Origin of the sequence: Streptomyces sp. NPDC094034, from assembly GCF_040303865.1 — a bacterium.
In the GTDB taxonomy this organism is placed as follows: domain Bacteria; phylum Actinomycetota; class Actinomycetes; order Streptomycetales; family Streptomycetaceae; genus Streptomyces.
Map to the genome: position 1 here is coordinate 126,443 of NZ_JBEOUD010000003.1, position 24,966 is coordinate 151,408.

31 protein-coding genes are annotated in these 24,966 nt (G+C 69.6%); 4 read left to right on the forward strand and 27 right to left on the reverse strand.

Annotation, left to right across the window (positions count from 1 at the left end; translation table 11 throughout):
- Window positions 1-9: 9 nt before the first annotated feature.
- From ABTZ59_RS04755 to ABTZ59_RS04800, 10 genes are all read right to left on the reverse strand, one after another.
- Entirely contained in the window at window positions 10-654 is a 645-nt protein-coding gene (locus ABTZ59_RS04755) for a DUF5819 family protein (protein WP_351390585.1), read from the reverse strand.
- On the reverse strand, window positions 635-2,530 hold the full coding sequence (locus tag ABTZ59_RS04760; protein ID WP_351390588.1) for an alpha/beta fold hydrolase: 1,896 nt from the start codon (window positions 2,528-2,530) through the stop codon (window positions 635-637). The genes ABTZ59_RS04755 and ABTZ59_RS04760 overlap by 20 nt, the downstream gene beginning before the upstream one ends.
- A gap of 97 nt (window positions 2,531-2,627) precedes the next feature.
- Window positions 2,628-2,801, reverse strand: coding sequence for a hypothetical protein (locus ABTZ59_RS04765; RefSeq protein ID WP_351390590.1), 174 nt, complete (start codon window positions 2,799-2,801; stop codon window positions 2,628-2,630).
- 58 nt (window positions 2,802-2,859) lie between these two features.
- Entirely contained in the window at window positions 2,860-3,045 is a 186-nt protein-coding gene (locus tag ABTZ59_RS04770) for a hypothetical protein (protein ID WP_351390593.1), read from the reverse strand.
- Window positions 3,046-3,084: 39 nt separating this feature from the next.
- On the reverse strand, window positions 3,085-3,246 hold the full coding sequence (locus ABTZ59_RS04775; protein WP_351390595.1) for a hypothetical protein: 162 nt from the start codon (window positions 3,244-3,246) through the stop codon (window positions 3,085-3,087).
- 52 nt (window positions 3,247-3,298) lie between these two features.
- Window positions 3,299-3,466 (reverse strand): hypothetical protein, encoded by a 168-nt coding sequence (locus ABTZ59_RS04780; protein WP_351390598.1) that lies wholly within the window; start codon window positions 3,464-3,466, stop codon window positions 3,299-3,301.
- A gap of 5 nt (window positions 3,467-3,471) precedes the next feature.
- Window positions 3,472-3,648, reverse strand: a complete 177-nt coding sequence (locus ABTZ59_RS04785; RefSeq protein ID WP_351390601.1) for a hypothetical protein — start codon at window positions 3,646-3,648, stop codon at window positions 3,472-3,474.
- 128 nt (window positions 3,649-3,776) lie between these two features.
- Window positions 3,777-4,994 (reverse strand): MAB_1171c family putative transporter, encoded by a 1,218-nt coding sequence (locus ABTZ59_RS04790; protein WP_351390605.1) that lies wholly within the window; start codon window positions 4,992-4,994, stop codon window positions 3,777-3,779.
- Entirely contained in the window at window positions 4,987-5,535 is a 549-nt protein-coding gene (locus tag ABTZ59_RS04795) for a ParH-like protein (RefSeq protein WP_351390608.1), read from the reverse strand. Before ABTZ59_RS04795 ends, ABTZ59_RS04790 begins: the two co-directional genes overlap by 8 nt.
- Window positions 5,536-5,670: 135 nt before the next feature.
- Window positions 5,671-6,132, reverse strand: a complete 462-nt coding sequence (locus ABTZ59_RS04800; protein ID WP_351390611.1) for an XRE family transcriptional regulator — start codon at window positions 6,130-6,132, stop codon at window positions 5,671-5,673.
- Between the two features lie 371 nt (window positions 6,133-6,503).
- Between ABTZ59_RS04800 and ABTZ59_RS04805 the strand changes: the two genes are divergently transcribed.
- Window positions 6,504-7,172, forward strand: coding sequence for a potassium channel family protein (locus ABTZ59_RS04805; RefSeq protein ID WP_351390614.1), 669 nt, complete (start codon window positions 6,504-6,506; stop codon window positions 7,170-7,172).
- Window positions 7,172-7,849: a potassium channel family protein gene (locus ABTZ59_RS04810; protein WP_249953002.1), complete on the forward strand. Its 678-nt coding sequence runs from the start codon at window positions 7,172-7,174 to the stop codon at window positions 7,847-7,849. Before ABTZ59_RS04805 ends, ABTZ59_RS04810 begins: the two co-directional genes overlap by 1 nt.
- 129 nt (window positions 7,850-7,978) lie before the next feature.
- Here ABTZ59_RS04810 and ABTZ59_RS04815 read toward each other — a convergent pair whose 3' ends face one another.
- From ABTZ59_RS04815 to ABTZ59_RS04870, 12 genes are all read right to left on the reverse strand, one after another.
- Entirely contained in the window at window positions 7,979-8,785 is an 807-nt protein-coding gene (locus tag ABTZ59_RS04815) for a DUF3159 domain-containing protein (protein ID WP_503002055.1), read from the reverse strand.
- 3 nt (window positions 8,786-8,788) lie between these two features.
- Window positions 8,789-9,175, reverse strand: coding sequence for an OB-fold nucleic acid binding domain-containing protein (locus ABTZ59_RS04820; protein ID WP_165372066.1), 387 nt, complete (start codon window positions 9,173-9,175; stop codon window positions 8,789-8,791).
- Between the two features lie 33 nt (window positions 9,176-9,208).
- Window positions 9,209-9,898, reverse strand: a complete 690-nt coding sequence (locus ABTZ59_RS04825) for a response regulator (RefSeq protein WP_351390618.1) — start codon at window positions 9,896-9,898, stop codon at window positions 9,209-9,211.
- 26 nt (window positions 9,899-9,924) lie between these two features.
- Complete coding sequence (locus ABTZ59_RS04830; RefSeq protein ID WP_351390621.1) at window positions 9,925-12,468, reverse strand: DUF4118 domain-containing protein; 2,544 nt, start codon at window positions 12,466-12,468, stop codon at window positions 9,925-9,927.
- Between the two features lie 125 nt (window positions 12,469-12,593).
- On the reverse strand, window positions 12,594-13,256 hold the full coding sequence (locus ABTZ59_RS04835; protein WP_351390960.1) for a potassium-transporting ATPase subunit C: 663 nt from the start codon (window positions 13,254-13,256) through the stop codon (window positions 12,594-12,596).
- Window positions 13,257-13,270: 14 nt separating this feature from the next.
- On the reverse strand, window positions 13,271-15,382 hold the full coding sequence (gene kdpB / locus ABTZ59_RS04840) for a potassium-transporting ATPase subunit KdpB (protein ID WP_503002108.1): 2,112 nt from the start codon (window positions 15,380-15,382) through the stop codon (window positions 13,271-13,273).
- Window positions 15,383-15,408: 26 nt separating this feature from the next.
- Window positions 15,409-17,073: a potassium-transporting ATPase subunit KdpA gene (kdpA, locus tag ABTZ59_RS04845; RefSeq protein ID WP_351390629.1), complete on the reverse strand. Its 1,665-nt coding sequence runs from the start codon at window positions 17,071-17,073 to the stop codon at window positions 15,409-15,411.
- A 3-nt stretch (window positions 17,074-17,076) separates the two neighbouring features.
- Window positions 17,077-17,166, reverse strand: a complete 90-nt coding sequence (gene kdpF, locus ABTZ59_RS04850) for a K(+)-transporting ATPase subunit F (RefSeq protein WP_037727062.1) — start codon at window positions 17,164-17,166, stop codon at window positions 17,077-17,079.
- A complete protein-coding gene (locus ABTZ59_RS04855; RefSeq protein WP_249953008.1) occupies window positions 17,163-17,333 on the reverse strand; it encodes a hypothetical protein in 171 nt (56 codons plus the stop codon). Before ABTZ59_RS04855 ends, kdpF begins: the two co-directional genes overlap by 4 nt.
- Window positions 17,334-17,459: 126 nt before the next feature.
- Window positions 17,460-18,242, reverse strand: coding sequence for a DUF3710 domain-containing protein (locus tag ABTZ59_RS04860; RefSeq protein ID WP_351390636.1), 783 nt, complete (start codon window positions 18,240-18,242; stop codon window positions 17,460-17,462).
- A 1-nt stretch (window position 18,243) separates the two neighbouring features.
- Window positions 18,244-18,768, reverse strand: a complete 525-nt coding sequence (dut, locus tag ABTZ59_RS04865) for a dUTP diphosphatase (RefSeq protein WP_249953010.1) — start codon at window positions 18,766-18,768, stop codon at window positions 18,244-18,246.
- Entirely contained in the window at window positions 18,765-19,385 is a 621-nt protein-coding gene (locus ABTZ59_RS04870) for a PaaI family thioesterase (RefSeq protein WP_351390641.1), read from the reverse strand. The genes dut and ABTZ59_RS04870 overlap by 4 nt, the downstream gene beginning before the upstream one ends.
- A 58-nt stretch (window positions 19,386-19,443) precedes the next feature.
- Here ABTZ59_RS04870 and ABTZ59_RS04875 point away from each other — a divergent pair, with 58 nt between their 5' ends.
- Window positions 19,444-19,902 carry a DUF3093 domain-containing protein gene (locus ABTZ59_RS04875; protein ID WP_351390643.1) on the forward strand — a complete coding sequence of 153 codons (459 nt, stop codon included), beginning with the start codon at window positions 19,444-19,446 and terminating at the stop codon, window positions 19,900-19,902.
- 28 nt (window positions 19,903-19,930) lie between these two features.
- On the opposite strand, the gene ABTZ59_RS04880 is transcribed toward ABTZ59_RS04875, so the two are convergent.
- The 4 genes from ABTZ59_RS04880 to ABTZ59_RS04895 all read right to left on the reverse strand — a co-directional run bounded on the left by ABTZ59_RS04880 (window position 19,931) and on the right by ABTZ59_RS04895 (window position 23,458).
- On the reverse strand, window positions 19,931-20,845 hold the full coding sequence (locus ABTZ59_RS04880; protein ID WP_351390646.1) for a hypothetical protein: 915 nt from the start codon (window positions 20,843-20,845) through the stop codon (window positions 19,931-19,933).
- A gap of 13 nt (window positions 20,846-20,858) precedes the next feature.
- A complete protein-coding gene (locus ABTZ59_RS04885) occupies window positions 20,859-21,155 on the reverse strand; it encodes a DUF4193 domain-containing protein (RefSeq protein ID WP_030350183.1) in 297 nt (98 codons plus the stop codon).
- A 402-nt stretch (window positions 21,156-21,557) separates the two neighbouring features.
- Window positions 21,558-22,799, reverse strand: coding sequence for a sensor histidine kinase (locus tag ABTZ59_RS04890; RefSeq protein ID WP_503002062.1), 1,242 nt, complete (start codon window positions 22,797-22,799; stop codon window positions 21,558-21,560).
- 5 nt (window positions 22,800-22,804) lie between these two features.
- Window positions 22,805-23,458: a response regulator transcription factor gene (locus tag ABTZ59_RS04895; protein ID WP_030350181.1), complete on the reverse strand. Its 654-nt coding sequence runs from the start codon at window positions 23,456-23,458 to the stop codon at window positions 22,805-22,807.
- A gap of 347 nt (window positions 23,459-23,805) precedes the next feature.
- Here ABTZ59_RS04895 and ABTZ59_RS04900 point away from each other — a divergent pair, with 347 nt between their 5' ends.
- Complete coding sequence (locus tag ABTZ59_RS04900; protein ID WP_351390653.1) at window positions 23,806-23,988, forward strand: hypothetical protein; 183 nt, start codon at window positions 23,806-23,808, stop codon at window positions 23,986-23,988.
- A gap of 162 nt (window positions 23,989-24,150) precedes the next feature.
- Here ABTZ59_RS04900 and ABTZ59_RS04905 read toward each other — a convergent pair whose 3' ends face one another.
- Window positions 24,151-24,966, reverse strand: coding sequence for an inositol monophosphatase family protein (locus ABTZ59_RS04905; RefSeq protein ID WP_351390656.1), 816 nt, complete (start codon window positions 24,964-24,966; stop codon window positions 24,151-24,153).

Consider the following 24,966-nt stretch of genomic DNA (forward strand, 5'->3'; position numbering starts at 1 on the left):
GTTCCGGGCTCAGACGTACGGGTCCGCGCAGTCGTACGGGATATAGGGGGAGACGAAGACATAGTCCGGCTCGTGGCCCGTGTCATGACCGGTGTGGCGGGCGACCACGAACTGGAAGCCCCGGGGCGGGGCGCCGTCACCCGTCGTCTCCCGAACGGACCGGGCCACCGCGTTCCGCAGCATCCGGTAGCCCGTCGTACGCGTCAGATCCCCGCCGGACTTCCGCATGACCGCGATCAGCTCATGACAGACGTCAAAGAGCGCCTTCTCCCGGCGACGGCCGGGAAACCACACCATCTGGACCGGACGGCGCGGTGTGATGGCCGACGCCTCCGCCCAGTCGGTCCCCCGCCCGTCGGCCGTCTCCGTCCGGAGCAGGACGTGGTAGTCGTGCTGGGCGGGTTCGGGAGCGAAGAAGCGCCAGTTCGGTACGGCGATACCCGACTTGTCGTACTCCGCGAGCCGGTCGAACTCCCGCTTGGGGTGCTGGCTCAGCACGGTGAGGGTGAACCAGGCGGCCAGACCGCCGATCGTCAGCGCGGTCACCGCGTCATGGCCGCCCGCCCCACGCGGTACGCCGCCCGCCCGGCGAAGTGCTCCGGCCACCCCGCGCGGTACGCCGGGCACGTGAACGTCAAAGCCGCGAACGGGCATCGGCCGTCTCCTCCTCGCGATCCGCGGCGCTGTCGTCCAGCCCGCCGATGAACTCGGACATCAGCTCCGCCACCCGGGTGGCCGAGGCCCGCTCACCGACCACGGCGTCGCGGTGGACGTCCACGACGTGCCGCACCGAGCGGGGCGCCACCTGGGCGTACTCGTCCTGGAGATCCTTCTGGGGCGCGGTCAGTTCGTTCGTCTTGGCGCAGGTGACCAGGCACACCGGTACGCCGGTGGCGGGCAGCGGTCCCTCGTACAGCCGGAACCGCGCGAGGCTGCCGCGCCACTCGCGCAGCGCCGCCGACCACACGGCCGGGTCCCGGTAGTGCGCCTCGGCCAGCTCGCGTACCTCGGGCGGCAGTTGACCCAGCCAGTCCGGGCTCTTGAGCAGCGGCCCCAGGCACAGGCGCAGGGATATCGCCATCTGGCTGAGGACATCGGTCACCCGCTGCCCGTCCGGATCCTGAGTGCCGGGGTTCTCGTTCATCTCGCCCGGGTGGCCGGGGTCGATCAGCCCGAGTCCGACGACCTGCCCGGGCAGCCTCGGGGCGGCCCTGGCCACCAGATAGCCGCCGAGGGAGTGACCGACGAGCACGACGGGCCGGTCGCCCGCCACATGGACGACGAGGTCGGCCAGATCGTCGGCGGCGGAGTCGATGTCGAAGTGTCCGGATCCCGCGTAGCCGCTCCGGCCGTAGCCCGCGCGCTGATACGTGACCACTGGATGGTGCTTCGAGAGTGCGGAGACGAGCCACTCGGCGCGTTCGGGGGTCGAGCTGAGCGCGTGCTCCAGGACGACGACCGGCGCGGTGGGGTCGATCGCCGCGGCCGGGTCCTCGGACCACCGGTACGACAGGGTGTTGCCCGACGCCGTTGTCATCTCCCGCTCGTCGCCCCGCCCGCGCAGCACGATCCGGCGTTGCCGGGTCCGGAAGACGATGCCCGCGGCGAGAGCGGCCGTCAGCAGACCACCGACGGCCACGGGAAAGGCGTCGTGACGCCGTTCCATCCGGCCGTCCGGCCAGGTCCTGACGCGCGGTCCCGCGACATAGAGCACGGCGGGGTGCAGGGAGCAGAAGGAAGTGAGGAACCGCCCCAGACCCATCACGCCCGCGTTGGCGAAATGGAAGCCGCCGACCGCGGCCACCAGCAGCGGGGCCGCCCGGCCCCTGGCCAGATGGACCGCGGGGAACGCGCACTCCAGCGCGAGCACACCGGTGCTCAGCGCTTGTGCGGCGCGCGGGTATTTCTTGAGCAGACGCCAAGTCGTGGCCTCGCCATAGGACTTGGTGCGCATCACCCCGGGCAGCGCCCGGCCGCCGCGCCAGGTCGGACTGGACACCTTGACCCAGCCGGACGTCGCGTACGACAGCACCGACTGAAGGCCGGCGAACCACAGGCAGGCGTCGACGGCCCGGGGCCTGTGCTCGACGGCCCGCGCGATGGTGGCGGTGGTCTGTACGAGGAACGACACCTGGTCGGAACCGTCGGTGCCGTAGTGGTTGCGCGGGTACATCGCCAGCGAGGTGGCCGACAGGACCAGATCGGCCGCGAGCCGGCCGCGTCGCGGGAGCGGAGCGAGGAGCGCCGCCGCCGCGACGACCCGCGCGCCGTGCAGCACCCGGCTGCCCCGGGGGCTCGACACCACGTCGAGCACCTTGCGGACCGGCGCGGGCCAGGCACGGAACTGTTCCCTGCCGACGCGCCAGTCGTTCATCCCGCCGGGCTGCCGGTCCTTCTCCGTGACCAGGTACTCCAGGCTCGACACCAGATGGGTCGTCGCGCTGAGCCGTTCCATGGTGGTGAGCGCCGAGGAGCGGCTCACCCTGGGCGGCGACACGGCGGCACGCAGCAGCCGCGGCAGTCTCGCCATAACAGATCTTCCCCTTCGTGCCGACTGGGCGTCGGATGCGGTCGGCGGTGCGCCGGGCCGAACAGCACGGCCCGGCGCACCGGTCGGGACGGGCGGCTCAGAGGTTGTAGCCGGCGACGAAGGCCGCCACCAGCGCGGCTCCGACCTGGACCCCGACGGCGGGGCAGCAGATGACGGAGTCGGGTACGTCGACCCTCTGCACCTCGGTGGTGTGCAGCGGAACGGTCGCGAGAGCGCTGCTCTCGTTCACCTGGTGGGCCAGTAGGGACATGCGGAGCTCCTGAGTATGTGGTCGGTGGAGGTGGTGCGGGCGAGCGAGGCGGCGAGGGTCACGGCTCCTCGGTGAAGCCACCGCCCAGCGCGTAGCCGAACGCGACACCGGCGGCGAAGGTGACAATCACGGCCGGGCAGCAGACGGCGGAGTCCGAGGGCTCCATCTGACGCACCTGGGTGGTGTGCAGGGGCACGGTGGCCAGAGCGCCGCTCGTGTTCACCTGACGGGACAGAACAGACATCGTGGTCTCCCTGGTTGGGGCGGGAACGCTGGGCCCGGGTCAGCCTGTGTAGGAGACCCCGAAGCTGATGCAGCCGGTCACGAGCACGATGCAGATGATCGGCTCGATCTCGGAGTCCGCCATCTTCCGCACCTCGGTGCTGCGCAGCGGAACGGCGGTCAGAGCGGCGCTGTCATTGACGCGCCGGGCAAGTGGGGACAAGGGAGATCTCCTTCACACATCGGGGTGAGGGGGCGGGCGCGGCAACGGCGGGTCAGCCCCCGCACACCGCGAAGGCGGCGTCGACCGAGGCGCCATTGGTGGCGGTGTTGGCGATACAGATCACGGGATCCGGCTCGGCCTGCCTCTGAACCGCCGTCACATGGAGGGGAACAGCGGCCAGCAGACCACTGCCGTTGGCGCTCCGCGCCAGATCGGACACGGAAATCAGCCGGTGTGACCGGCGACGTACCCCGCGGCGAAGGCGATCACCGTGGCGGCGGCCGTCGCCACCGGGCAGCAGATGACGGAGTCCGGGGACTCGGTCATCCGCACCTCGGTGGTGTGCAGGGGGATGGTGGCGAGGGAGTTGCTGTCATTGGCACGCTGAGCAAGAGCTGACACAGAAATCCTTCCGGAGACAGGGATCTCAACTGCCGCATGGAGCGCTTGAGTTGACCGGCTCATCATGTTGCGCGCCCGGGAGGTACGTCAACTGTTATGGATGTAACTTTGCATCTCATTCATCTCAGCTAACGAGCCTCGGGAACCTCCGCGCGGACCCGGCTGCGGACCGCACGGACCGCGGCGGATCGCCGGAAGGCAGCGGTCACCCGGAGCAGCCAGGCCGCCTCCGCCTCGACCGTCCCCGGCATCGGCGGCGGGGTGTGTGCGGCGTGGCCGCGCGGCGCCCCGTCCTGTCGCCGTCCGGCCCGTTTGTTCTCCAGCGCCGCGGCGATCACGGCGGCTTCGAGGATCGCGTCGTGATCACGCTCGTACGTCCGTCGTCCCAACTCCTCGGCCACCCAGCCTGCAACGCCCGGATGGACGTACGGGCGCAGCGCCAGATGACCGTCGCGTATCTCGATGACCCGGCGGTACAGCGCGAACTCCGCCCGTCGCGGACCGGAGCGGCGATCGGCCGCGGACGCGGGCAGCGCGATCTCCGGGAGTTCGGCGTACAGGGCCGCCCACAGCGGCTCCAGAGACCGGTACGTACGGTACGCGCGCAGCCATCTGCCCGGCGCCGCGAGCCGGTCGCCCCACAAGGTGGCGCTCGCGCCGCCGGTGGCCAGGACGGCGGTGATCGCGCCGAGCACACTGGACACCAGGTCCTCGCCCAGCCCCTGTCGCCCGTCGGTCAGATTGACGGCGATGTCGTGCAGGGCCCACGAGGTCCAGACCACGCCGGACACGGAGGCCAGCGTCATCAGCCGCAGCCCCGTGCGCAGCAACCCCGGTCCTGTCCCGCGCGCGTGACGGGCCAGTTCCCTCCCGAGCGCGTACAGACACCAGGAGCCGTACACCGCGAACAGGGCGTTGTACGCGGCGAGCAACGGCCCCCGCCCGGCCGGCACGACGAAGAAGTCGCCGACGACCACGGGGCCGGCGGCGACGAACAGGGTGACCGACACGCTCTGGACGGCGAGAGCCAGGAAGACCTGTCCACGTACGGCGGGGCGCGTGGACGCGGGCGTCCTGAGCGCCAGCGCGACGAAGACGAGAAAGCTGAAGGCCGCCGTCTTCAGCTGGTGGGTGAGCACCATGGCGGCTTCCGACGCCGGTAAGAGGCGGACCAGCGCGCCCAGCGTGGCCGGCGCGTTGAACAGCATCGCCATCCCCATGCACAGCGCGAAGCCGACGACATGGCGCTGCGCCGGATCGATCCCCTTGCGGCGGATGACCGCGAGCCGGTGCGCGGCGTACGCGAGGAAGACGCCGGCCGCCAGGTAGGCGGTGAGATCAGCCATCCGCGCGGGTCCGCTGCCCGTGCGCGCCGAACAACGTGTGCAGCGGGGAGCTCTCCGACTCCCCCGGCGGCGGTGCGGCGGCGCTCGCCCGGTCGAGACCGGCGGCGCGGGTGAGGATGAGGGAGGCGACGAGTTCCGCCTCCTGCTCCTGCGGTTCGGTATAGACACTGCGGCCGAGAACGCGCTGAACCAGCGAGGCGGGCAGATGCGGCAGCAGGACCTGGGCGGCGGCGGTCGCGGCGGGCGCGGTCTCGTGGTGGCCGCAGATGATGTGCGCGGCCTCGTGCAGCAGGATGTGCTGCTGGTGGAGCGGCGTGGTGTCGGCCGCGTAGAGGATGCAGTCCGCGCGGTCCGTGGTGACCAGCAGCCCACAGGGGGTGTGGGGGCGGGCGACGACCGGGACGAGATCGATGGGGCGCCCCCGCGTCCGCGCGAGCATGTCGATGAACACCCCGGCGTCGAACGGGCTGGGCAGCTCAAGCGCCTCGACGGTCCGCAGACAGTGCCGCCACTGCCGTCTGAGACCCCGGTCAGTCCTCACACACCGTTCCTCGTCCTCGGCATCCTCGGCATCTCGGCATCGCGCGTCCCGGCGTCGCGGCATCCTCGGCTCCGTCCGTCCGGACGTTCCGCCGCCCGGAGGTTCCGTCGCCCGGAGGTTCCGTCGCCCGGAGGGTCAGTCGCCGCCCCGCTCCGCGCCCTCCCGCCCCGGACCGCCCTGTTCACGACGGGTGATCACATCGATCAGATCACTGATCGTGCCGACGCTCTCGGGGGAGAGATTGACCGCTCGCAGGGCCACACTCCGCACTCCGGCGTCACGCAGCGCGGCGAGCAGTTCCAGCTCCCGGGCGATCGCGGCGCCCTGGTCACCGTCGAAGAAGTAGGCGACCGGAACGTCGAAGAACCGCGCCAGGGCTTCGAGATGCCGCTTCGTGGGGTTGTCCCGCCGCCCGGTGCGCAACTGCCACAGATAGGTGGCCGAAAAGCTGTCACCGGTCGCCTCCCGGCACGCGCGAGCCACTTCCTCGTGGCTGTACTGCTCACGGTTGGGCCGGCGCACGACCCTGAACAACCCGTCGATCTTGTCGGCCAACGAGGACTCCGGCGAGGACTCCGTGGACTCCGGCTCGGCCATCCTCTGCCTCTCACACGACGGATCAGCCCAGATGGAACCGGGCCACACGGCCCTTCATGCTAGCCGCCGACTGACACGGCCGGGTGAATCCCGTGAGGTTCCCGTCCCTCCGGCCGCGGACCGCGCGTCGCGGGGACAACCGACGGGGCACACGCCTGATCTCCCGTTCCTGGTAGCCGATACGGTGGGCGTGAGCGCGGACGAGGGCGACATCCCCGGCACCGCTCGGGCCCATGACCGGCTGGCGTCGGCGCATGGTGTCCCGCGGGCCGCCAAGTGCCCGCAACGTGTTGCCCGGCGAGCCGAGAGAAGAGACATGAGCAGGATGTATACGCAGTTCAGGTGGGGTATGAGGAGTGCGGGGTAGGGCCGTGCATATTGTCATCATGGGCTGCGGCCGGGTGGGTGCCGCACTCGCGCAGAACCTGGAGCAGCAGGGGCACACCGTCGCCGTCATCGACCAGGACCCCACCGCGTTCCGGCGGCTCGGCTCCAGTTTCGGCGGCCGTCGCGTCAGCGGCGTCGGGTTCGACCAGGACACCCTGCGGGACGCCGGTATCGAGGACGCCGGTGCCTTCGCCGCGGTGAGCAGCGGCGACAACTCCAACATCATCGCCGCCCGGGTGGCCCGCGAGATGTTCGGCATCGAGAACGTGGCCGCCCGTATCTACGACCCGAAGCGCGCCGAGGTCTACCAGCGGCTGGGCATCCCGACCGTGGCCACGGTCCGCTGGACCGCAGACCAGATGATGCGCCGGCTGCTGCCGTCCGGCGCGGAGCCGCTGTGGCGCGATCCGAGCGGTGGCGTACAACTCGCCGAGGTGCACACCGCGGAGAGCTGGATCGGCCACAAGATCAGCACGCTCCAGGAGGAGACGGGCGTCCGTGTCGCGTTTCTGACCCGACTGGGCGAGGCGATGCTGCCGACCTCCCAGACGGTGTTGCAGGAGGGCGATCTCGTCCACGTGATGATGCGTACGGACGACATCGAGAAGGTCGAGGCGGCATTCGCCGAGGGCCCGGACGGAGGCGGTCACTGATGCGTGTCGCGATTGCCGGGGCAGGCGCGGTGGGCCGCTCCATCGCGGGTGAGCTGCTGGAGAACGGACACGAGGTCCTGCTGATCGACAAGGCACCGTCCGCCATCTCGGTGGAGCGGGTGCCGCTGGCGGAATGGCTGCTGGCCGACGCCTGTGAGATCACCTCGCTGGACGAGGCGGCGCTCCAGCGCTGTCATGTCGTGATCGCCGCGACGGGCGACGACAAGGTCAATCTGGTCGTCTCGCTGCTCGCCAAGACCGAGTACGGCGTCCCGCGGGTGGTGGCCCGGGTCAACAACCCCAAGAACGAATGGCTCTTCAACGAGTCCTGGGGCGTGGATGTCGCGGTCTCGACGCCGCGTCTGATGTCCGCGCTGGTCGAGGAGGCGGTGAGCGTCGGCGATCTCGTACGGCTGCTGCGCTTCAGCCACGGGGACGCGAACCTGGTCGAGCTGACGCTGCCGCCGGAGTCGGCCGTGACGGGCACGCAGGTCGGTGATGTGAGCTGGCCCGAGGACACCTCGCTGGTCACGATCATCCGCGGGACCCGCGTCCTCACCCCGAACCCGGAGGAGACGCTGGAGGCAGGCGACGAACTGCTGTTCGTGGCGGCCCAGGCCCGCGAGGAGCAGTTGGAGGACTTGCTGTCGGTACGCCGCGAGGACGCGGCCGGCTGACGCCCTGACGCCGGACAGGCCGTACGGGAAAGCCTGCCCGTACGGCCTGTCCGGCGCCCAGAAACGCCCGGCGCCCGAGGACGCTCCCACGCTCCGGGATGGTTCAGCGGTTCGGTCGGCGACGATCGCCTACCGGCGGTGCCGCGGCCCCGACCCGTCCCCGGCGGTGGCGGCGACGGCGGCCGCGCGCTCCTTCTCGGCCCGCTCCTCCGCCTCCATCTCGGCGAACACATCGATCGGCGGCGGCGCCTTCGCCAGGAACACCCAGGTCAGATAGACCGCCAGCAGGAACGGCGGGATCTTGAGCGCGATCAGGACCCAGCCGAGCTGGGTGGTGTCCGCCCACCAGTAGAGCGGGAAGAGGATCGCGCACTTGGCGAGCAGGATCAGCCCCCAGGCCCAGCTGGCCTTGGCGTACGCCTTCTTGCGCCCCGGGTTACGGGTGCGCCAGGACAGGTTCTCCTTGAAGATCGGGCCGAGGATCAGCCCGATCAGCGGCACGCCGGCGAGCGTCGTGACGATGTACGCGACCGCCAGCCCCAGCGTGTAGATCATGCCGGGCAGATAGAAGTCCTTGGCGTCGCCGGTCATCATCGCGAAGACGACACCGAACGCGACGCCGAAGACCCCGCTGAAGGCGTGCTTGACGGTGTCCCGGCGGATCAGCCGGACCACGACGAGCAGCAGCGAGACGGCCAGCGCGGCGATCGCCGACGCGTGCAGATCCTTGTTGACCGTGAAGATCGTGACGAAGAGCAGGCCGGGGAGGACCGTCTCCACCATGCCGCGCAGTCCGCCGAAGGCCTCGAAAAGAGCCGCCTCGGTGACGGCTTTCACATCACCGTCCGAAGCGGCCGGGGTGTCGGAGGAGGCCGACGTCGAAGATGAGGCGGTGGGGGAAGCGTGTGAGGCGGCGGGCTTGTCGGGTGACGTCACCGGCTACTCCTGTCCGAGTGGTCGGAGTTCGTATTTGGGATTGAACAGCACCCGCCGGCCGTGGCTCAGGGAGATACGGCCGGAGGCGATCAGCTTGCGGCCCGGCTCTATGCCCACGATCGAGCGCCGGCCCAGCCACACCACGTCCAGCGGCGCGGTGCCGTCGAACAGCTCCGCCTCCAGCGCGGGCACTCCGGCCCGTGGACGCAAGGTGACCGTCCGCAACGTACCAGTCACCCGTACGATCTGGCGGTCGTTGCAGTCGGAGATCCGCGTACAGCCCGAAGCCTGCGCGTCCTCCTGCAGTTCCTCGGACTCCAGATCCTCCTGGGAGCTGGAGAGCCGGTCGAGCATCCGGCGGAAGCGGCCGGTCGGCTTCTCAGCACTCATGGAGAAAGCGTACCGGGGTATGGGCGCCCCGGATCAACGCTCGAACCGATAGCCCATACCCGGTTCGGTGACGAAGTGCCGGGGGTGCGACGGATCCGCCTCCAGTTTGCGGCGCAGTTGGGCCATGTACACCCGCAGATAGTTGGTCTCGGTGCCGTACGACGGGCCCCAGACCTCCTGGAGGAGCTGTTTCTGGCTGACCAGCCGGCCGGTGTTCCGGACAAGCACCTCCAGCAGATGCCACTCGGTCGGGGTGAGCCGTACGTCCCTGCCCTCGCGGTGGACCTTCTTGGCGGCCAGATCGACGGTGAACCCCTCGGTCTCCACGACCGAGACGGTCTCGTCGCCTTCGCCGCCGACCGGCTCGGCCCGCCGGACCGCGGCGCGCAGCCTGGCCAGCAGTTCGTCCATGCCGAAGGGCTTGGTGACATAGTCGTCGGCGCCCGCGTCCAGCGCCTCGACCTTCTCGTCGGAGGTGTGGCGCGCGGAGAGCACCAGGATCGGTACGCGAGTCCAGCCGCGCAGCCCCTTGATGACCTCGACGCCGTCCATGTCCGGGAGACCGAGGTCGAGCACGACGACATCGGGATGGCGGGCCGCGGCCAGTTCCAGGGCGCTCGCGCCGTCGGACGCCGCGTCGACCTCGTACTTGCGCGCTCTCAGATTGATCACCAGCGCGCGTACGATCTGCGGCTCGTCGTCGACCACGAGCACCCGGGTCATAGGGGCCTGCCTTTCTGCTGTCCCGGTCATGTGAGGTACCGGGCGGGTGGTTCGGGACGTACCGGCTCTCGTCCGGACGCCGCTGAGAGGGTGAGGACCATGGTCAGACCGCCGCCGGGGGTGTCCTCGGCGGCCAGCGTGCCACCCATCGCGTCCACGAAGCCACGGGCGACCGCGAGTCCGAGGCCGACTCCGGCCCCGCGCGGCGCGTCGCCGTGGCGCTGGAAGGGTTCGAAGATCCGGTCCTTGGCATCGTCGGGGACACCGGGGCCCCGGTCCACGACCCGTACCTCGACCCGCGCGCCCAGCGCGCTGGCCGCGACGGTGACGAGCCGTCCCTCGGGGCTGTACTTGACGGCGTTCTCGACGATATTGGCGACCGCGCGCTCCAGCAGACCGGGGTCCACGGCCACCATGGGCAGCGATTCGGGAATGTCCAGCTCCACGCTGTTCTCCGGTACGCCGCCGAGCGCCCACGGGACCACCTCATCGAGATCGATCTCACGCATCAGTGGGGTGACGGTTCCGGTCTGGAGCCGGGACATGTCGAGCAGATTTCCGACCAGATGATCCAGCCGGTCGGCGCCCTGCTCGATGCCCTCCAGCAGTTCGGCCTGGTCGTCCTCCGACCACTCGACATCGTCGGAACGCAGTGAGGTGACCGAGGCCTTGATACTGGCCAGCGGGGTCCGCAGATCGTGGCTGACGGCCGCGAGCAGCGCCGTACGGATGCGGTTGCCCTCGGCGAGCGCGCGGGCCTGTTCCGCCTCGCCCACCAGGCGCTGCCGGTCGAGCACGACGGCGGCCTGGGCGGCGAACGCGGCGAGCACCCGCCGGTCCTCGGCGGGCAGTACGCGGCCGGAGAGCGCCAGCGCCATGTGGTCGCCGACCGGCATGTCCACATCGGCGGACTCGGGGCGGTCGACGGGGTGCGGTCCGACGCTGCCCGCACAGGTCCAGGGCTCGACATCGCTCGTACGTTCGAGCAGCGCCACGGACTCCATGGCGAACGTCTCCCGTACGCGTTCGAGCAGCGCGTCCAGCGTGGTCTCCCCGCGCAGCACGCTGCCGGCCAGGAAGGAGAGGATCTCCGACTCCGCGCGCAATCGGGACGCCTGGTGGGTGCGGCGGGCCGCCAGATCCACCACGGACGCCACCGACACGGCCACCGCGAAGAAGATCACGATGGCGACCAGGTTCTTGGGGTCCGACACGGTCAGTGTGTGGGTGGGCGGCGTGAAGTAGAAGTTGAGCAGCAGCGAGCCCACGGCGGCCGACGCGAGCGCGGGCCGCAGCCCGCCGAGGAGCGCGGCCAGCACGGTCAGGAAGAGGAACAGCAGGACATCGTTGGCCAGCCCCGGCGTGTTGTTCAGCGCCGTCAGCAGCAGCGAGAGCAGTACGGGCGCGGCGACCCCGGCCAGCCAGCCCCAGACGATCCGGGAGCGGCCGAGTCTGGCCCCGCGCGCCACCGGCAGCCCGCGCCCCTTGGCGGCCTCCTCGTGCGTGACGATATGGACGTCCAGATCGGGTCCGGACTCCCGGGCGACGGTGGCGCCGACGCCGGGCCCGAAGATGTACTGCCAGGTCTTGCGCCGGCTGGAGCCCAGCACGATCTGGGTGGCGTTGACGCCGCGCGCGAATTCGAGCAGCGCGGAGGGGATGTCGTCGCCGATGACATGGTGGAAGGTGCCGCCCAGGTCCTCCACCAGGGTGCGCTGGACCGTCAGTTCCTTGGGCGAGGCGGCGGTCAGGCCGTCGCTCCTGGCTATGTAGACGGCCAGGATCTCGCTGCCGGACCCCTTCGCGGCCATCCGGGCGGCGCGGCGGATGAGCGTACGTCCCTCCGGGCCGCCGGTGAGGCCGACGACGATGCGTTCCCTGGCCTGCCAGGTGGAGCGGATGTTGTGCTCGCCGCGGTACTGCTGGAGGTATTCGTCCACCCGGTCGGCGACCCAGAGCAGCGCCAGCTCACGCAGCGCGGTGAGGTTGCCGGGGCGGAAGTAGTGCGAGAGCGCCGCGTCGACCTTGTCGGGCTTGTAGACATTGCCGTGCGCCATGCGCCGCCGCAGGGCCTGGGGCGACATGTCGACCAGCTCGATCTGGTCGGCGCGCCGCACCATCTCGTCGGGGACGGTCTCCTGCTGCCGTACGCCCGTTATCGACTCGACGACATCGCCGAGCGACTCCAGATGCTGGATATTGACCGTGGACACGACCTCGATCCCCGCCTTGAGCAGTTCCTCGACGTCCTGCCAGCGCTTGGCGTTGCGGGAGCCCGGCACATTGGTGTGGGCCAGTTCGTCGACCAGGGCGACGGTGGGACGGCGCTCCAGCACCGCGTCGATGTCCATCTCCGTGAAGACCGTCCCGCGGTACTCCAGCTCGCGCCGGCGGACCGCTTCGAGCCCGTGCAGCATCACTTCCGTACGCGGCCGGTCGTGATGCTCGACGAACGCCACGACACAGTCCGTGCCGCGTTCCACCCGGCGATGCGCCTCGGAGAGCATCGCGTATGTCTTGCCGACGCCCGGTGCCGCGCCCAGATAGATACGAAGCTTGCCGCGTCCCATGGCCCCATTGTCTTCCAGAAGAGCCACCGCGCCCGACGCGCCGGCCGAGTAGAAGCTACAGCCGGGGATGCGGACAAAAGGGGCGGCACCGGTCTCGTGAGTCGGTCTTGACACGATTCTGATGGTCAGCCGATCAACTCCCGCAGCGCGACGTTCAGCGCGAGGACATTCACCCGGGGTTCCCCGACGAAGCCGAGAACGCGCTGCTGGGTGTGTTCCTCGACCAGCTTCTCCACGCGCTGGACGGAGAGGTGGTTGCGCTCGGCCACCCGGTGGACCTGGAGCCGCGCGTACGCCGGCGAGATGTCCGGGTCGAGGCCGGAGCCCGAGGAGGTCACGGCGTCCGGCGGCACGGCGGAGGCCGGGACCCGGTAACCGGGCGTCGAGTTGTCCTTGATGACCGCGGCCTTGGCGTCCTTGACCCACTTGATCAGCTCTTCGTTGTCGCCCGCCCGGTTGGTCGCGCCCGAGAGGATCAGCTTGTACTGGGTGTTGACGCTGTTGCTGCCCAGACCGTTGGACGGGCGCGGCTGGAACCACTTCAGATCGGGCCGCGGGGTCTCCTGGCCCTTCTTCAGCGGCAGGTCGTAGCGCTGGCCGATGAGCGAGGAGCCGACGACCTTGCCGGCCTCCTTGACCTCGGACCCGTTCGCCTGGTGGGGGAAGAGGCCCTGCGCCACGCCGGTGACGGCCAGCGGGTAGAGCACCCCGCACAGGATGGTGAGGACGAGGAGAGCGCGCGCCCCGGCCCCGAGGAGCCGTGCGGTGTTGCGTATCGAGCTGTTCATGGATGTCATGCCGTTCACCCGATGCCGGGGATGAGGGAGAGGAGCAGATCGATGATCTTGATGCCGATGAAGGGGGCGATCAGTCCGCCGAGGCCGTAGATCCCCAGATTCCTGCGGAGCATCCGGTCCGCGCTCATCGGCCGGTAGCGCACGCCTCTGAGGGCGAGCGGTACGAGCGCGACGATGATCAGCGCGTTGAAGATGACCGCGGAGAGGATCGCCGACTCCGGCGAGGACAGCCGCATGATGTTGAGCTTGTCCAGGCTCGGATAGACGACCGCGAACATCGCGGGGATGATCGCGAAGTACTTCGCGACGTCGTTGGCGATGGAGAAGGTCGTCAGCGCGCCACGGGTGATGAGCAGTTGCTTGCCGATGCCGACGATCTCGATGAGCTTGGTCGGGTTGGAGTCCAGATCCACCATGTTCCCGGCCTCCTTGGCGGCCGACGTACCGGTGTTCATGGCCACGCCGACATCCGCCTGCGCGAGCGCCGGGGCGTCGTTCGTCCCGTCGCCGGTCATCGCGACGAGCTTGCCGCCCGCCTGCTCACCGCGGATCAGGGCCATCTTGTCCTCGGGGGTGGCCTCGGCGAGGAAGTCGTCCACGCCCGCCTCCTCCGCGATCGCCCGTGCGGTCAGCGGGTTGTCACCGGTGATCATGATGGTCTTGATGCCCATCCGGCGCAGCTCGTCGAACCGCTCCCGCATCCCCTCCTTGACCACGTCCTTGAGGTGGATGACGCCGAGCACCCGGGCCCCGTTGGTGTCCTCCAGGGCGACCAGCAGTGGCGTACCACCGGCCTCCGAGATCGCCTCGGTGAGTTCCCGGGTGTCCTCGGCCACCTGACCGCCGCGCTCCCGGACCCAGGCGGCGACCGAACCGGCCGCTCCCTTGCGGACCCTGCGCCGTACCCCGTTCTCATCGAGGTCGACACCGGACATCCGGGTCTGGGCGGTGAAGGCGGCCCACTCGGCGCCGGCCAGCTCGCCCTGGTGACGCTCGCGCAGTCCGTACTTCTCCTTGGCCAGCACCACGATGGAGCGGCCTTCGGGGGTCTCGTCGGCGAGGGAGGAGAGCTGCGCCGCGTCGGCGAGTTCGGCCTCCGTCACGCCTCTGACCGGAACGAACTCGGCGGCCTGCCGGTTGCCGAGGGTGATCGTGCCGGTCTTGTCGAGCAGCAGGGTCGAGACATCGCCCGCGGCCTCGACCGCGCGCCCCGACATGGCGAGCACATTGCGCTGGACGAGCCGGTCCATGCCCGCGATACCGATCGCGGAGAGCAGCGCGCCGATGGTGGTCGGGATCAGACAGACCAGCAGCGCGATCAGCACGATCACCGGCTGGCGCTGACCCGCGTAGACGGCGAACGGCTGAAGCGTGACGACCGCGAGCAGAAAGACGATCGTCAAGGAGGCGAGCAGGATGTTCAGCGCGATCTCGTTGGGGGTCTTCTGCCGGGCCGCGCCCTCCACCAGAGCGATCATCCGGTCGATGAAGGTCTCGCCGGGCTTGGTGGTGATCTTGATGACGATACGGTCGGAGAGGACCTTCGTACCGCCGGTGACGGCGGAGCGGTCGCCGCCCGACTCCCGGATGACGGGCGCCGACTCACCGGTGATGGCCGACTCGTCGACGGAGGCGACGCCTTCGACCACATCGCCGTCGCCGGGAATGATGTCGCCGGCCTCACAGACGACCAGATCACCGACGTGCAGCTCCGTACCGGGCACCCGCTCCTCATGGGCGCCGATGACCCGGCGGGCGATGGTGTCGGTCTTGGCCTTGCGCAGGGTGTCCGCCTGCGCCTTGCCGCGTCCCTCGGCGACCGCCTCGGCCAGATTGGCGAAGACGGTGGTCAGCCAGAGCCAGGCGGCCACGGCCCAGCCGAACCAGTCGCCCGGGCTCAGCGCGGCGAAGACCGTACTCATCACGGAACCGATGAGCACCACGAACATCACGGGTGACTTCGCCATCGACCGCGGGTCGAGCTTCCTCAGCGCGTCCGGGAAGGAGCGCAGCAACTGCTTGGGGTCGAACAGGCCCCCGCCGACGCGTCCGTCATCGGGTTTGTGACCGGTGGGGACGTCGCTGTGCGGCGCACGGGTCGGAGTGGTACTGGACATCTCGTCCTCTTGCTTCGAGAGAGTGTTCATGACGCCAGCCCCTCGGCCAGCGGCCCCAGCGCCAGCGCCGGGAAGTAGGTGAGCCCGGCGACGATCACGATCGTGCCCACGAGCACCCCGCTGAACAGCGGTTTCTCCGTGCGGAGCGTGCCCGCGGTCTTGGGTACGGGACTCTGCTCGGCAAGCGATCCCGCCAGCGCGAGAACGAACACCATGGGCACGAAGCGGCCGAGCAGCATCGCCAGCCCGATGGTGGTGTTGAACCACTGGGTGTCGGCGTTGAGCCCGGCGAAGGCCGAACCGTTGTTGTTGGCACCCGAGGTGTACGCGTACAGGATCTCGGAGAAGCCGTGCGGCCCCGAGTTGGTCAGGGAGTTGGTCGGGGTGGGCAGCGCCATGGCCACGGCGGTGAAGCAGAGCACCAGCGCCGGGGTGATCAGGATGTAGCAGGCGGCGAACTTGATCTGGCGGGTGCCGATCTTCTTGCCCAGATACTCGGGCGTGCGTCCGACCATCAGCCCGGCGATGAACACCGCGATCACGGCCATGATCAGGATGCCGTAGAGACCGGAGCCGACCCCGCCGGGCGCGATCTCACCGAGCTGCATGCCCAGCATCGCGATACCGCCGCCGAACCCGGTGAACGAGGAGAGGAAGGAGTTGACCGCACCGGTCGAGGTGAGGGTGGTGGCCACCGCGAAGATCGACGAGCCGCCGACCCCGAAGCGGGTCTCCTTGCCCTCCAGGGCGCCGCCGGCGATCTGGAACGCCGGGCCGCCGTGGTGGAACTCGGTCCACATCATCAGCGCGGTGAAGCCGAGCCAGATCACCAGCATCGCGGCGAGGATCGCGTACCCCTGCCGGAGGCTGCCCACCATCCGGCCGAAGGTGCGGGTCATCGCGAACGGGATGAGCAGGATCAGGAAGATCTCGAAGAGGTTCGAGACCGGGTTGGGGTTCTCGAAGGGGTGGGCGGAGTTGGCGTTGAAGTAACCGCCGCCGTTGGTGCCCAGCTCCTTGATGACCTCCTGGGAGGCGACGGCGCCGCCGTTCCACTGCCGCGAGCCGCCCATGAACTGGCCGACCTCGTGGATGCCCGCGAAGTTCTGGATGGCGCCGCAGGCGACCAGGACGAGCGCGCCGATGACGGCGATCGGCAGCAGGATCCGGACGGTGCCGCGCACCAGGTCCGACCAGAAGTTGCCCAGCTCACCGGTGCGGGAGCGGGCGAAACCGCGCACCAGCGCCACCGCGACGGCCATGCCGACGGCAGCCGACAGGAAGTTCTGCACCGCCAGTCCGCCGGTCTGTACGACATGGCCCATGGCCTGTTCGCCGTAGTAGGACTGCCAGTTGGTGTTCGAGACGAAGGACGCGGCGGTGTTGAACGCCTGGTCGGGGTCGATCGACGCGAAGCCGAGCGAGCCCGGCAGACCGCCCTGGACCCGCTGGAGCAGATACAGGAACAGGACACTGACCGCGGAGAAGGCGAGGACGCCGCGCAGATAGGCGGGCCAGCGCATCTCGGTGGCGGGATTGGCGCCAATGGCGCGGTAGATCCACTTCTCGGCCCGCAGATGCCTGGGCGAGGAGTAGACACGGGCCATGTAGTCACCGAGCGGGCGGTACGCCAGAGCGAGCGCCACCATCAGGGCGAGCAGCTGGAGCACACCGGCGAGGACGGGGCTCATCACTCAGAACCTCTCCGGGAAGAGGAGGGCGAGGACGAGATAGCCCAGCAGGGCGACGGCCACGACCAGGCCGACGATGTTCTCCGCGGTCACAGCTTCGTCACCCCCTTGGCGACGAGGGCCACCAGCGCGAAGACCGCGATCGTGGTGACGACGAAGGCCAGGTCGGCCATCGGGTGCTCCTGAATGAGTGCGGAAGATCTGACCCCCTGAGGAAACCCGCTGATCCGGCACGCTCCGCGTCCGTTGACGGGTCTCATACGGATGAGGGCCCCCGCTTGACGAACTTCCTACGGTCACGGCCGTGACCTGTGAAAAGGCTGGTGGAAACAACAGTGGGCCGCACCCCATGCAGGGGTGCGGCCCACGCTATTTCCGATCAGGTGTCAGCGCACTTCGGTGATCTCAGGACCACGCTGGAGCTGTCCCATACCGCCGGAGAAGCGGGATCCCTCCTGCTCCTCCTGCTGGACACCCTCGGCGACCATCTGCGCGTCGTCCGGCAGCTTGAGGACGATGGGGTCGCGGGGCGCCATCGGTCCCTCGCCGCGTACCACGACGGTGTCCCGGAAGATCTGCTCAAGCAGCCCGGCGGCCTCGGGCTGTACCGCGCCCTGGCCGGAGATCACCCCGCGCAGGAACCAGCGCGGTCCGTCGACCCCGATGAAGCGCACGAGCTGTACGCCTCCGGTGCCGTCCGGCAGCTGCACGGGGACCTGGGCGCGCAGCTCCCAGCCCAGCGGGCCCTCGACCTCGTCGATGATGCCGCCCTGCTGGGTGATGCCGGAGGCGATCTCCTCGCGGACCTCGCCCCAGATACCTTCCTTCTTGGGCGCCGCGAAGGCCTGGAGCTGTACGGCGCTGTCGCGCACGACGACGGTGGCGGCGACGATCGCGTCACCGGCGACCTCTACCCGCAGCTCCATGCCGTCGACCGCGGGGACATAGACGCCCCCCAGATCAACCCGGCCCTCTTCGGGCTTGGAGACCTCGGAGATGTCCCAGGGACCGTCGGGCCTGGGCGCCGGCGGAAGGTTCGCCCGGCGGGGTGCTTCCGCCGCCTCGCTGTCATCGGCGTCCGTGCCGGCGCCGTCGGTGAACTGCCCGGCCTCGCCCGCTGCGTCCGCCGTGCCCTCTGCGGAACCACTCTTCTTGCGACGTCCGAACACGTCACTGTCCTTCCCGGTCGGATACGACCGAAGCGTATCGATTCCCACCCTGTACCCCGCCCACAGCGGAATGACCACCGGTGGAGCCGAAGCCCCCCTCGGCCCGCGCGGAGCCGGGAAGTTCCGCCACCTCGTGGAAGCGCACCTTCTCGACCCGCTGGACGATCAGTTGGGCAATCCGGTCGAACCGCTCGAACCGAACGCTCTCGCGCGGGTCCAGATTGACCACGATCACCTTGATCTCTCCACGGTACCCGGCATCCACCGTCCCGGGGGCATTCACCAGAGCGACACCGCAGCGGGCGGCGAGCCCGGAGCGGGGATGCACGAAGGCCGCGTAGCCGTCGGGCAGGGCGATGGCCACGCCCGTCGGCAGGACCGTCCGCTCACCGGGGGCGAGCTCGGCGGCCTCGGTGGTGACCAGATCGACTCCCGCGTCGCCGGGGTGCGCATACGCCGGAAGCGGAGCCTCCGGATCGACGCGGCGGATCAGCACGTCGAGAGGGCCGGCAGGGGCAGGGCTCATGGGTTCACCTCGAAGGCGCGGGCGCGCTTGATCTGGTCGGGATCGGCCATGGCCGCCCGGATCTCCTCCTGGCGGCCGTTGTCGATGAAATGGTCGATCTTGACCTCGATGAAAAGGGCGTCGGCACGGACGGCGACGGGTCCCTCGGGGCCGCCGAGCCTGCCGGTGGCGGTGCAGTAGATCTTCCGCCCGTGGACGGCCGTGGTCTCGGCCTCCAGATAGAGCGACGTACCCACGGGTACGGGCCGCAGGAACTCGGTCTGGAGCCGGCCGGTGACGGCGACCACGCGCAGCAGCCAATTCAGCGAGCCGAGCGTCTCGTCCAGCGCGGTGGCCAGCACACCGCCGTGCGCGAGCCCCGGGGCGCCCTGGTGGGCGGGCTTGACCGTGAACTCGGCGATGACGCGGACGCCCTCACCGGCACGTGCCAGCAACTGGAGTCCGTGGGGCTGTGCCTCGCCGCAACCGAAACAATGTTCGTAGTGCGCCCCCAGCGGCTCACCGGGAGCGGGGGCGTCGGGGTGCCGTACCGGCGGTACGGCACCGGCCGGCGGTGTCAGGGGCCCCGGCCCCGCAGGGGATCCGGGGGGCGTTCCCCGGGATGGCACGTTACTCACAGGCGCAGACCTTACCCGCGCGGTCGCCCGGGAACCGCACCGTGCCAAGCTTGGCTCCATGGAGCCTTCCGCCGCGCGCTACGACGAACGCCTGACCGCCCCCCCGTCCTGGTGGGGGATCGCCGCCCTGATCGCCGTCGCGGGAGGTCTGATCACGCTGCCGATGGGGGTGCTGCCGATGCTCGGCGGGGTGATCGGCGCGGGCGCGCTGGCGGCGGCGGGGGTGAGTGCGTACGGCTCGGCGCGGATCCGGGTGGTGGCGGACTCGCTGGTCGCGGGCACGGCGAGGATCCCGGTCGCGGCGCTCGGTGAGGCGCGGGTGCTGGACGCCGAGGAGGCGCGGGCCTGGCGGCTGCACAAGGCCGACCCGCGCGCCTTCATGCTGCTGCGCAGCTATGTGCCCACGGCGCTGCGTGTGGAGATCACGGACCCGGAGGACCCGACGCCATACGTCTATGTGTCGACGCGGGACCCGAAGGCGCTGGCGGCGGCGTTGAAGGCGGTACGGGCCGCCTGAGAGCCCGCCTGGGGGCCAGGGGCAGCCCTTAGTGGCCCAGTTCCTTCGGCAGCTCGACGGGAAGCTCGACGGGCCGCTCCAGCGGGGGCAGCGCGGGCAGCGCGTGCCAGGGGATCTGGCGGGCCCGCAGGTCCTTGCGGATGCGCTCGGCGACCTTCTTGGTGTCGCGCCTGTTCATCATCGCGCCGACGGCCGCCCCGATCATGAACGGAACGAGATTCGGCAGGCTGCGGACCGTACGCTTCATGATCTGCTGCCGCAGCTCACGCTTCATCCGGCCGCTGAGCGCGCCGTTGAAGGTCGACGGTCTGGTGATGTCGACCCCGCGCTCCTCCGTCCAGGACGCCAGATACGCGGCGCTGCGCTCCCTGAGCGTGCCGGACGGGCGCAGTCCGTAGACCTCGTGCAGCTCCGCGATGAGCTTCAGCTCGATCGCGGCGACGGCGGTGATCTCGGCCGCCAGCTCGGCCGGCATCGCGGGCGGTACGGGCAGCATCGCGGCCGCGCCGATACCCGCGCCGACGGTGGAGGTGCTGTTCGCGGCGCCCGCGACCAGCTTGTCCGCCAGCTCCTCCGGGCCCAGGCCCGGGAACTGCTTGCGGAGGGTGGCGAGATCGCGGACCGGGACCCGAGGAGCGTTCTCGATGATCCGGTCGGCGAGATGGGCCAGCGCCGCCTTGGCGCTGTCGCCGCCCCTCCGTACACCCCGTTTTACGGTGTCCAGCCGCCGGCCCCTGGTCTTGGGGCCGCCGTGGTCCACCCGGTCCGCTTCGAGCGAGGCCGGCAGGCCTCGCTCGTCGTCTCCCGTGCCGTAACGGAGCGAGAGGGCGGAGTGCTCGGCAGCGGGCTGAACGCCTTCCGCCGGGCCTGTGCCGCCCTCGTACACCTCCGGTGAACCCTTACGCCGGAAGCGCCGTTTCCGGAACGGTGTGTCGCCTGCCACGGCCGGCCTGACCTCAGTCGCAGTCGCGGCAGATGGGCTGACCGTTCTTCTCCCTGGCGAGCTGGGAGCGGTGGTGCACCAGGAAGCAGCTCATGCAGGTGAACTCATCCGCCTGCCTGGGCAGCACCCGGACGGACAGCTCCTCGTTGGAGAGATCCGCGCCGGGCAGTTCCAGGCCCTCGGCCTGCTCGAACTCGTCGACGTCGACCGCTGACGTGGACTTGTCGTTCCGACGGGCCTTCAGCTCTTCAAGGCTGTCCTGATCGACGTCGTCATCGGTCTTGCGTGGGGTGTCGTAATCCGTTGCCATGTCGCTCTCCCCCTCTGGGTGTCTGTGGTGTCTCAGCGCGGGTAACGCGTGAGAGGCCGGACTTGTGCCCGACCTGAGGCGGAGATTTTGCCTCACATCAAGGTCTGTTACTCAATCGACACCCAACCGGACTCACGTGGAGTGATCGGCTTCGGGTGCGAAGGGGACCGTACACGGTCCCAATGTCGTACTTCACGGGCGCCACCCCGTGTACTTCCCGTGATCCCGACCCCTGGAAACCCGGACTTTACCGGCTTTCCATTGAGGGCTTGATCACGCAGAGTGGATGGGCGGGAATTCGACCCTGTGATCGATCACACATGGGTCCGCCGGGAACTGACGCCGAGAATTCCGCGCAAAGCGAACAAAGCAATCTTCCGCCTGAACACTCCGCGCAGTCTCTCAGACCGGGAGAGTGACACGCATCACGAGCCCACCGCCTTCACGAGGTTCGGCGTGAATTCGTCCGCCGTGAGCGCGCGCGACGGATCTCGCGATCGAAAGACCGAGGCCAACACCCTTGTCACTGCCGGTGCGCTCCGTCCGCAGCCGCCGGAATGGTTCGAAGAGATTGTCGATCTCGTACGCGGGAACCACGGGACCGGTGTTCGATACCACCAGGACCGCCTGTCCCTGCTCGATCGCGGTGGTGACCTCTACCCAGCCGCCCTGCGGGATGTTGTACCGGACGGCGTTCTGCACCAGATTCAGCGCGATCCTTTCGAGCAGGACACCGTTCCCCTGCACGACGGCGGGCACACGTTCACCACGGATCTCCACCCCCTTCGTCTCCGCCTCGGAGAGCGTCTGATCCACCGCACGGGTCGCGACCTCACCAAGATCGACCGGTTTTCGCTCCACGATCTCGTTGTCGCTGCGGGCGAGCAGCAGCAGCCCCTCCACCAGCTGCTCGCTGCGCTCGTTGGTGGCCAGCAGGGTTCTGCCGAGCTGCTGGAGCTCCACGGGCGCCCCCGGATCGGAGAGATGGACCTCCAGCAGGGTGCGGTTGATCGCGAGCGGTGTCCGCAGCTCGTGCGAGGCGTTCGCGACGAACCGCTGCTGCGCACTGAACGCCCGCTCCAGCCGGTCCAGCATCTCGTCGAAGGTGTCGGCCAGCTCCTTGAGCTCGTCGTCGGGACCGTCCAGCTCGATGCGCCGGGACAGGTCGGAGCCGACCACGCGACGCGCGGTACGGGTGATCCGGCCCAGCGGCGAGAGGACCCGGCCGGCCATCGCGTATCCGAAGGCGAACGCGATGACGCTGAGGCCGACCAGCGCGAAGAGCGAGCGGCTGAGCAGATCGTCGAGCGCCTGCTGGCGCTGGTGGTTGACGCAGCTGTTCATCGCCGCGTTGAACTCCTCCGGGGGCGCCTGGTCCGGGAAGTTGCAGACGTCGCTGCTCACCTTGCCCGACACGATCTTGAACGGCAGCTCGCTGCCCACATGCAGGGCCTGTGCGGCCAGCAGATAGATGATCGAGAGCAGCAGGATGCCGGCGATCAGGAACATTCCGCCGTAGAGCAGCGTGAGCCGTATCCGGATGGTCGGGCGCACCCAGGGCAGCGACTGGTCCGGGCGCCTGGGGTCCCAGGTCGGTTTCGGCGGCGCCGGGGGCGGCGCGGAGGGCGCGGGTGTGCTGGTCACGGACATCAGATCCGGTAACCGGAGCCGGGCACCGTGACGATCACGGGCGGCTCACCGAGCTTGCGGCGCAGCGTCATGACGGTCACGCGCACGACATTGGTGAACGGGTCGGTGTTCTCGTCCCACGCCTTCTCCAGCAGTTGTTCGGCCGAGACGACCGCGCCCTCGCTGCGCATGAGGACTTCGAGCACCGCGAACTCCTTGGGGGCGAGCTGGATCTCCCGGCCGTCGCGGAAGACCTCGCGGCGGTTGGGGTCGAGCTTGATCCCGGAGCGCTCCAGCACGGGCGGCAGCGGTACGGTCGTACGGCGGCCCAGCGCCCGTACCCGCGCGGTCAGCTCGCTGAACGCGAAGGGCTTGGGCAGATAGTCGTCCGCGCCCAGCTCCAGCCCCTCGACCCGGTCGCTGACATCGCCCGAGGCCGTGAGCATGAGGACCCGGGTGGGCATGCCCAGCTCGACGATCTTGCGGCACACGTCGTCGCCGTGGACGACCGGCAGGTCACGGTCGAGCACCACCACGTCGTAGTCGTTCACCCCGATGCGCTCCAGGGCCGCCGCTCCGTCGTACACGACGTCGACGGCCATGGCCTCCCGGCGCAGTCCGGTGGCCACCGCATCGGCGAGCAGTTGCTCGTCCTCGACGACGAGTACGCGCACGTCGCTGTTCCTTCCTCTGGGCCCATCACCCGTGATCAGGGCAGGTTGTATCACTGGCTGTGCGGGCCCATCCTGCCTTTAACGGCCGTAAACCGGCGGTAAGACGATGCCGGATGACCTGGCACATCCGGGAATGGACGGGATTCGTTGATGCGTTGAGGTTTCTCGGCGGCGGACCGTGGGGAAGACGATTTCACACCCGAGATCACGCCCTGTTTGTGGCATGCCACACCCTTATCTGTCATCCAGAGGCAGTGGGTGCGTGATCTTCCCGCCGTCGGCACACCCCCGTGCCACCGACCACGTCGGCACACCCCCGTGCCACTGACCCACGACGAGGGGGCGCAATGGACGCGTTCACCGCCGGGCTTCTCCAGCGTATAAAGGCCACGGAAACGGATCTCACCCATGCCCGTGAAACGGGCGACGACTTCCTCGCGGATGTCGAACAGGAAGAGCTGGACGACCTTCGCCGGCTTGCCGCCGAGCACGGCGTGGATGTGGAGGTCGGCGCCCCCAGTGGCGTCTGACCTGCACCGCGGTCGCACAGACACCGGTCGTACAGCCATAGCCGTACAGACATACTGATTCACGACACTTACAGAGCCGTAGATACCTACAGAGAAGGGCCCCGGCGCCGAGGGGAACGGTGCCGGGGCCCTTCCGTGTGCCCGCTGTCCGGACCTGGGGACCTAGTCGTGCCAGGCGCCGTACTCGTCGAGCAGCGCCTGAAGGGGCTCGAAGACACCCGGGGTGGCGGCCACCGTCAGGTCATAGCCCGGCCGGGTGCCGGGACGGCCGCCCGTGAGGGCGCCCGCCTCGCGGGCGATGAGATCGCCGGCCGCCAGGTCCCAGGGGTGCAGTCCGCGCTCGTAGTAGCCGTCGAGCCGCCCCGCCGCGACATCGCAGAGGTCGGAGGCCGCCGAGCCGCCCCGGCGGATGTCGCGCAGCTGGGGGATCAGCCGCCGCGCGATCTCCGCCTGATGGGCGCGGACGGCGGTGACGTAGTTGAAGCCGGTCGACACCAGGGCACGCTCCAACGGCGGAGCGGGACGGCAGCCGATCGGGCGGTCATTGAGGAACGCTCCACCGCCGCGCACGGCGCGGAAGATCTCGCGGCGCAGCGGGATCGCGACGACTCCGGCCAGCGTCTCGCCGTCGCGTTCGGCGGCGATGGAGACGGCCCAGGTGGGCAGCCCGTAAAGGTAGTTGACCGTGCCGTCCAGCGGATCGATGACCCAGCGGACCCCGCTGCTGCCCGCCGAACTGGCGCCTTCCTCGCCGAGGAAGCCGTCGTCGGGGCGGTGTTCTGAGAGATAGCCGGTGATCAGTTTCTCGGCCGCGATGTCCATCTCGGTGACCACGTCGATGGGGCTGGACTTGGTGGCGGCGACGGCCAGGTCGTCGGGGCGGCCGTCACGCAGCAGCGCACCGGCCCGGCTCGCCGCCTCCAGTGCGAGTGCGAGCAGTTCCCCGGTCAGGGCGTCCTCGTTCGGGGCGTCGGTCAC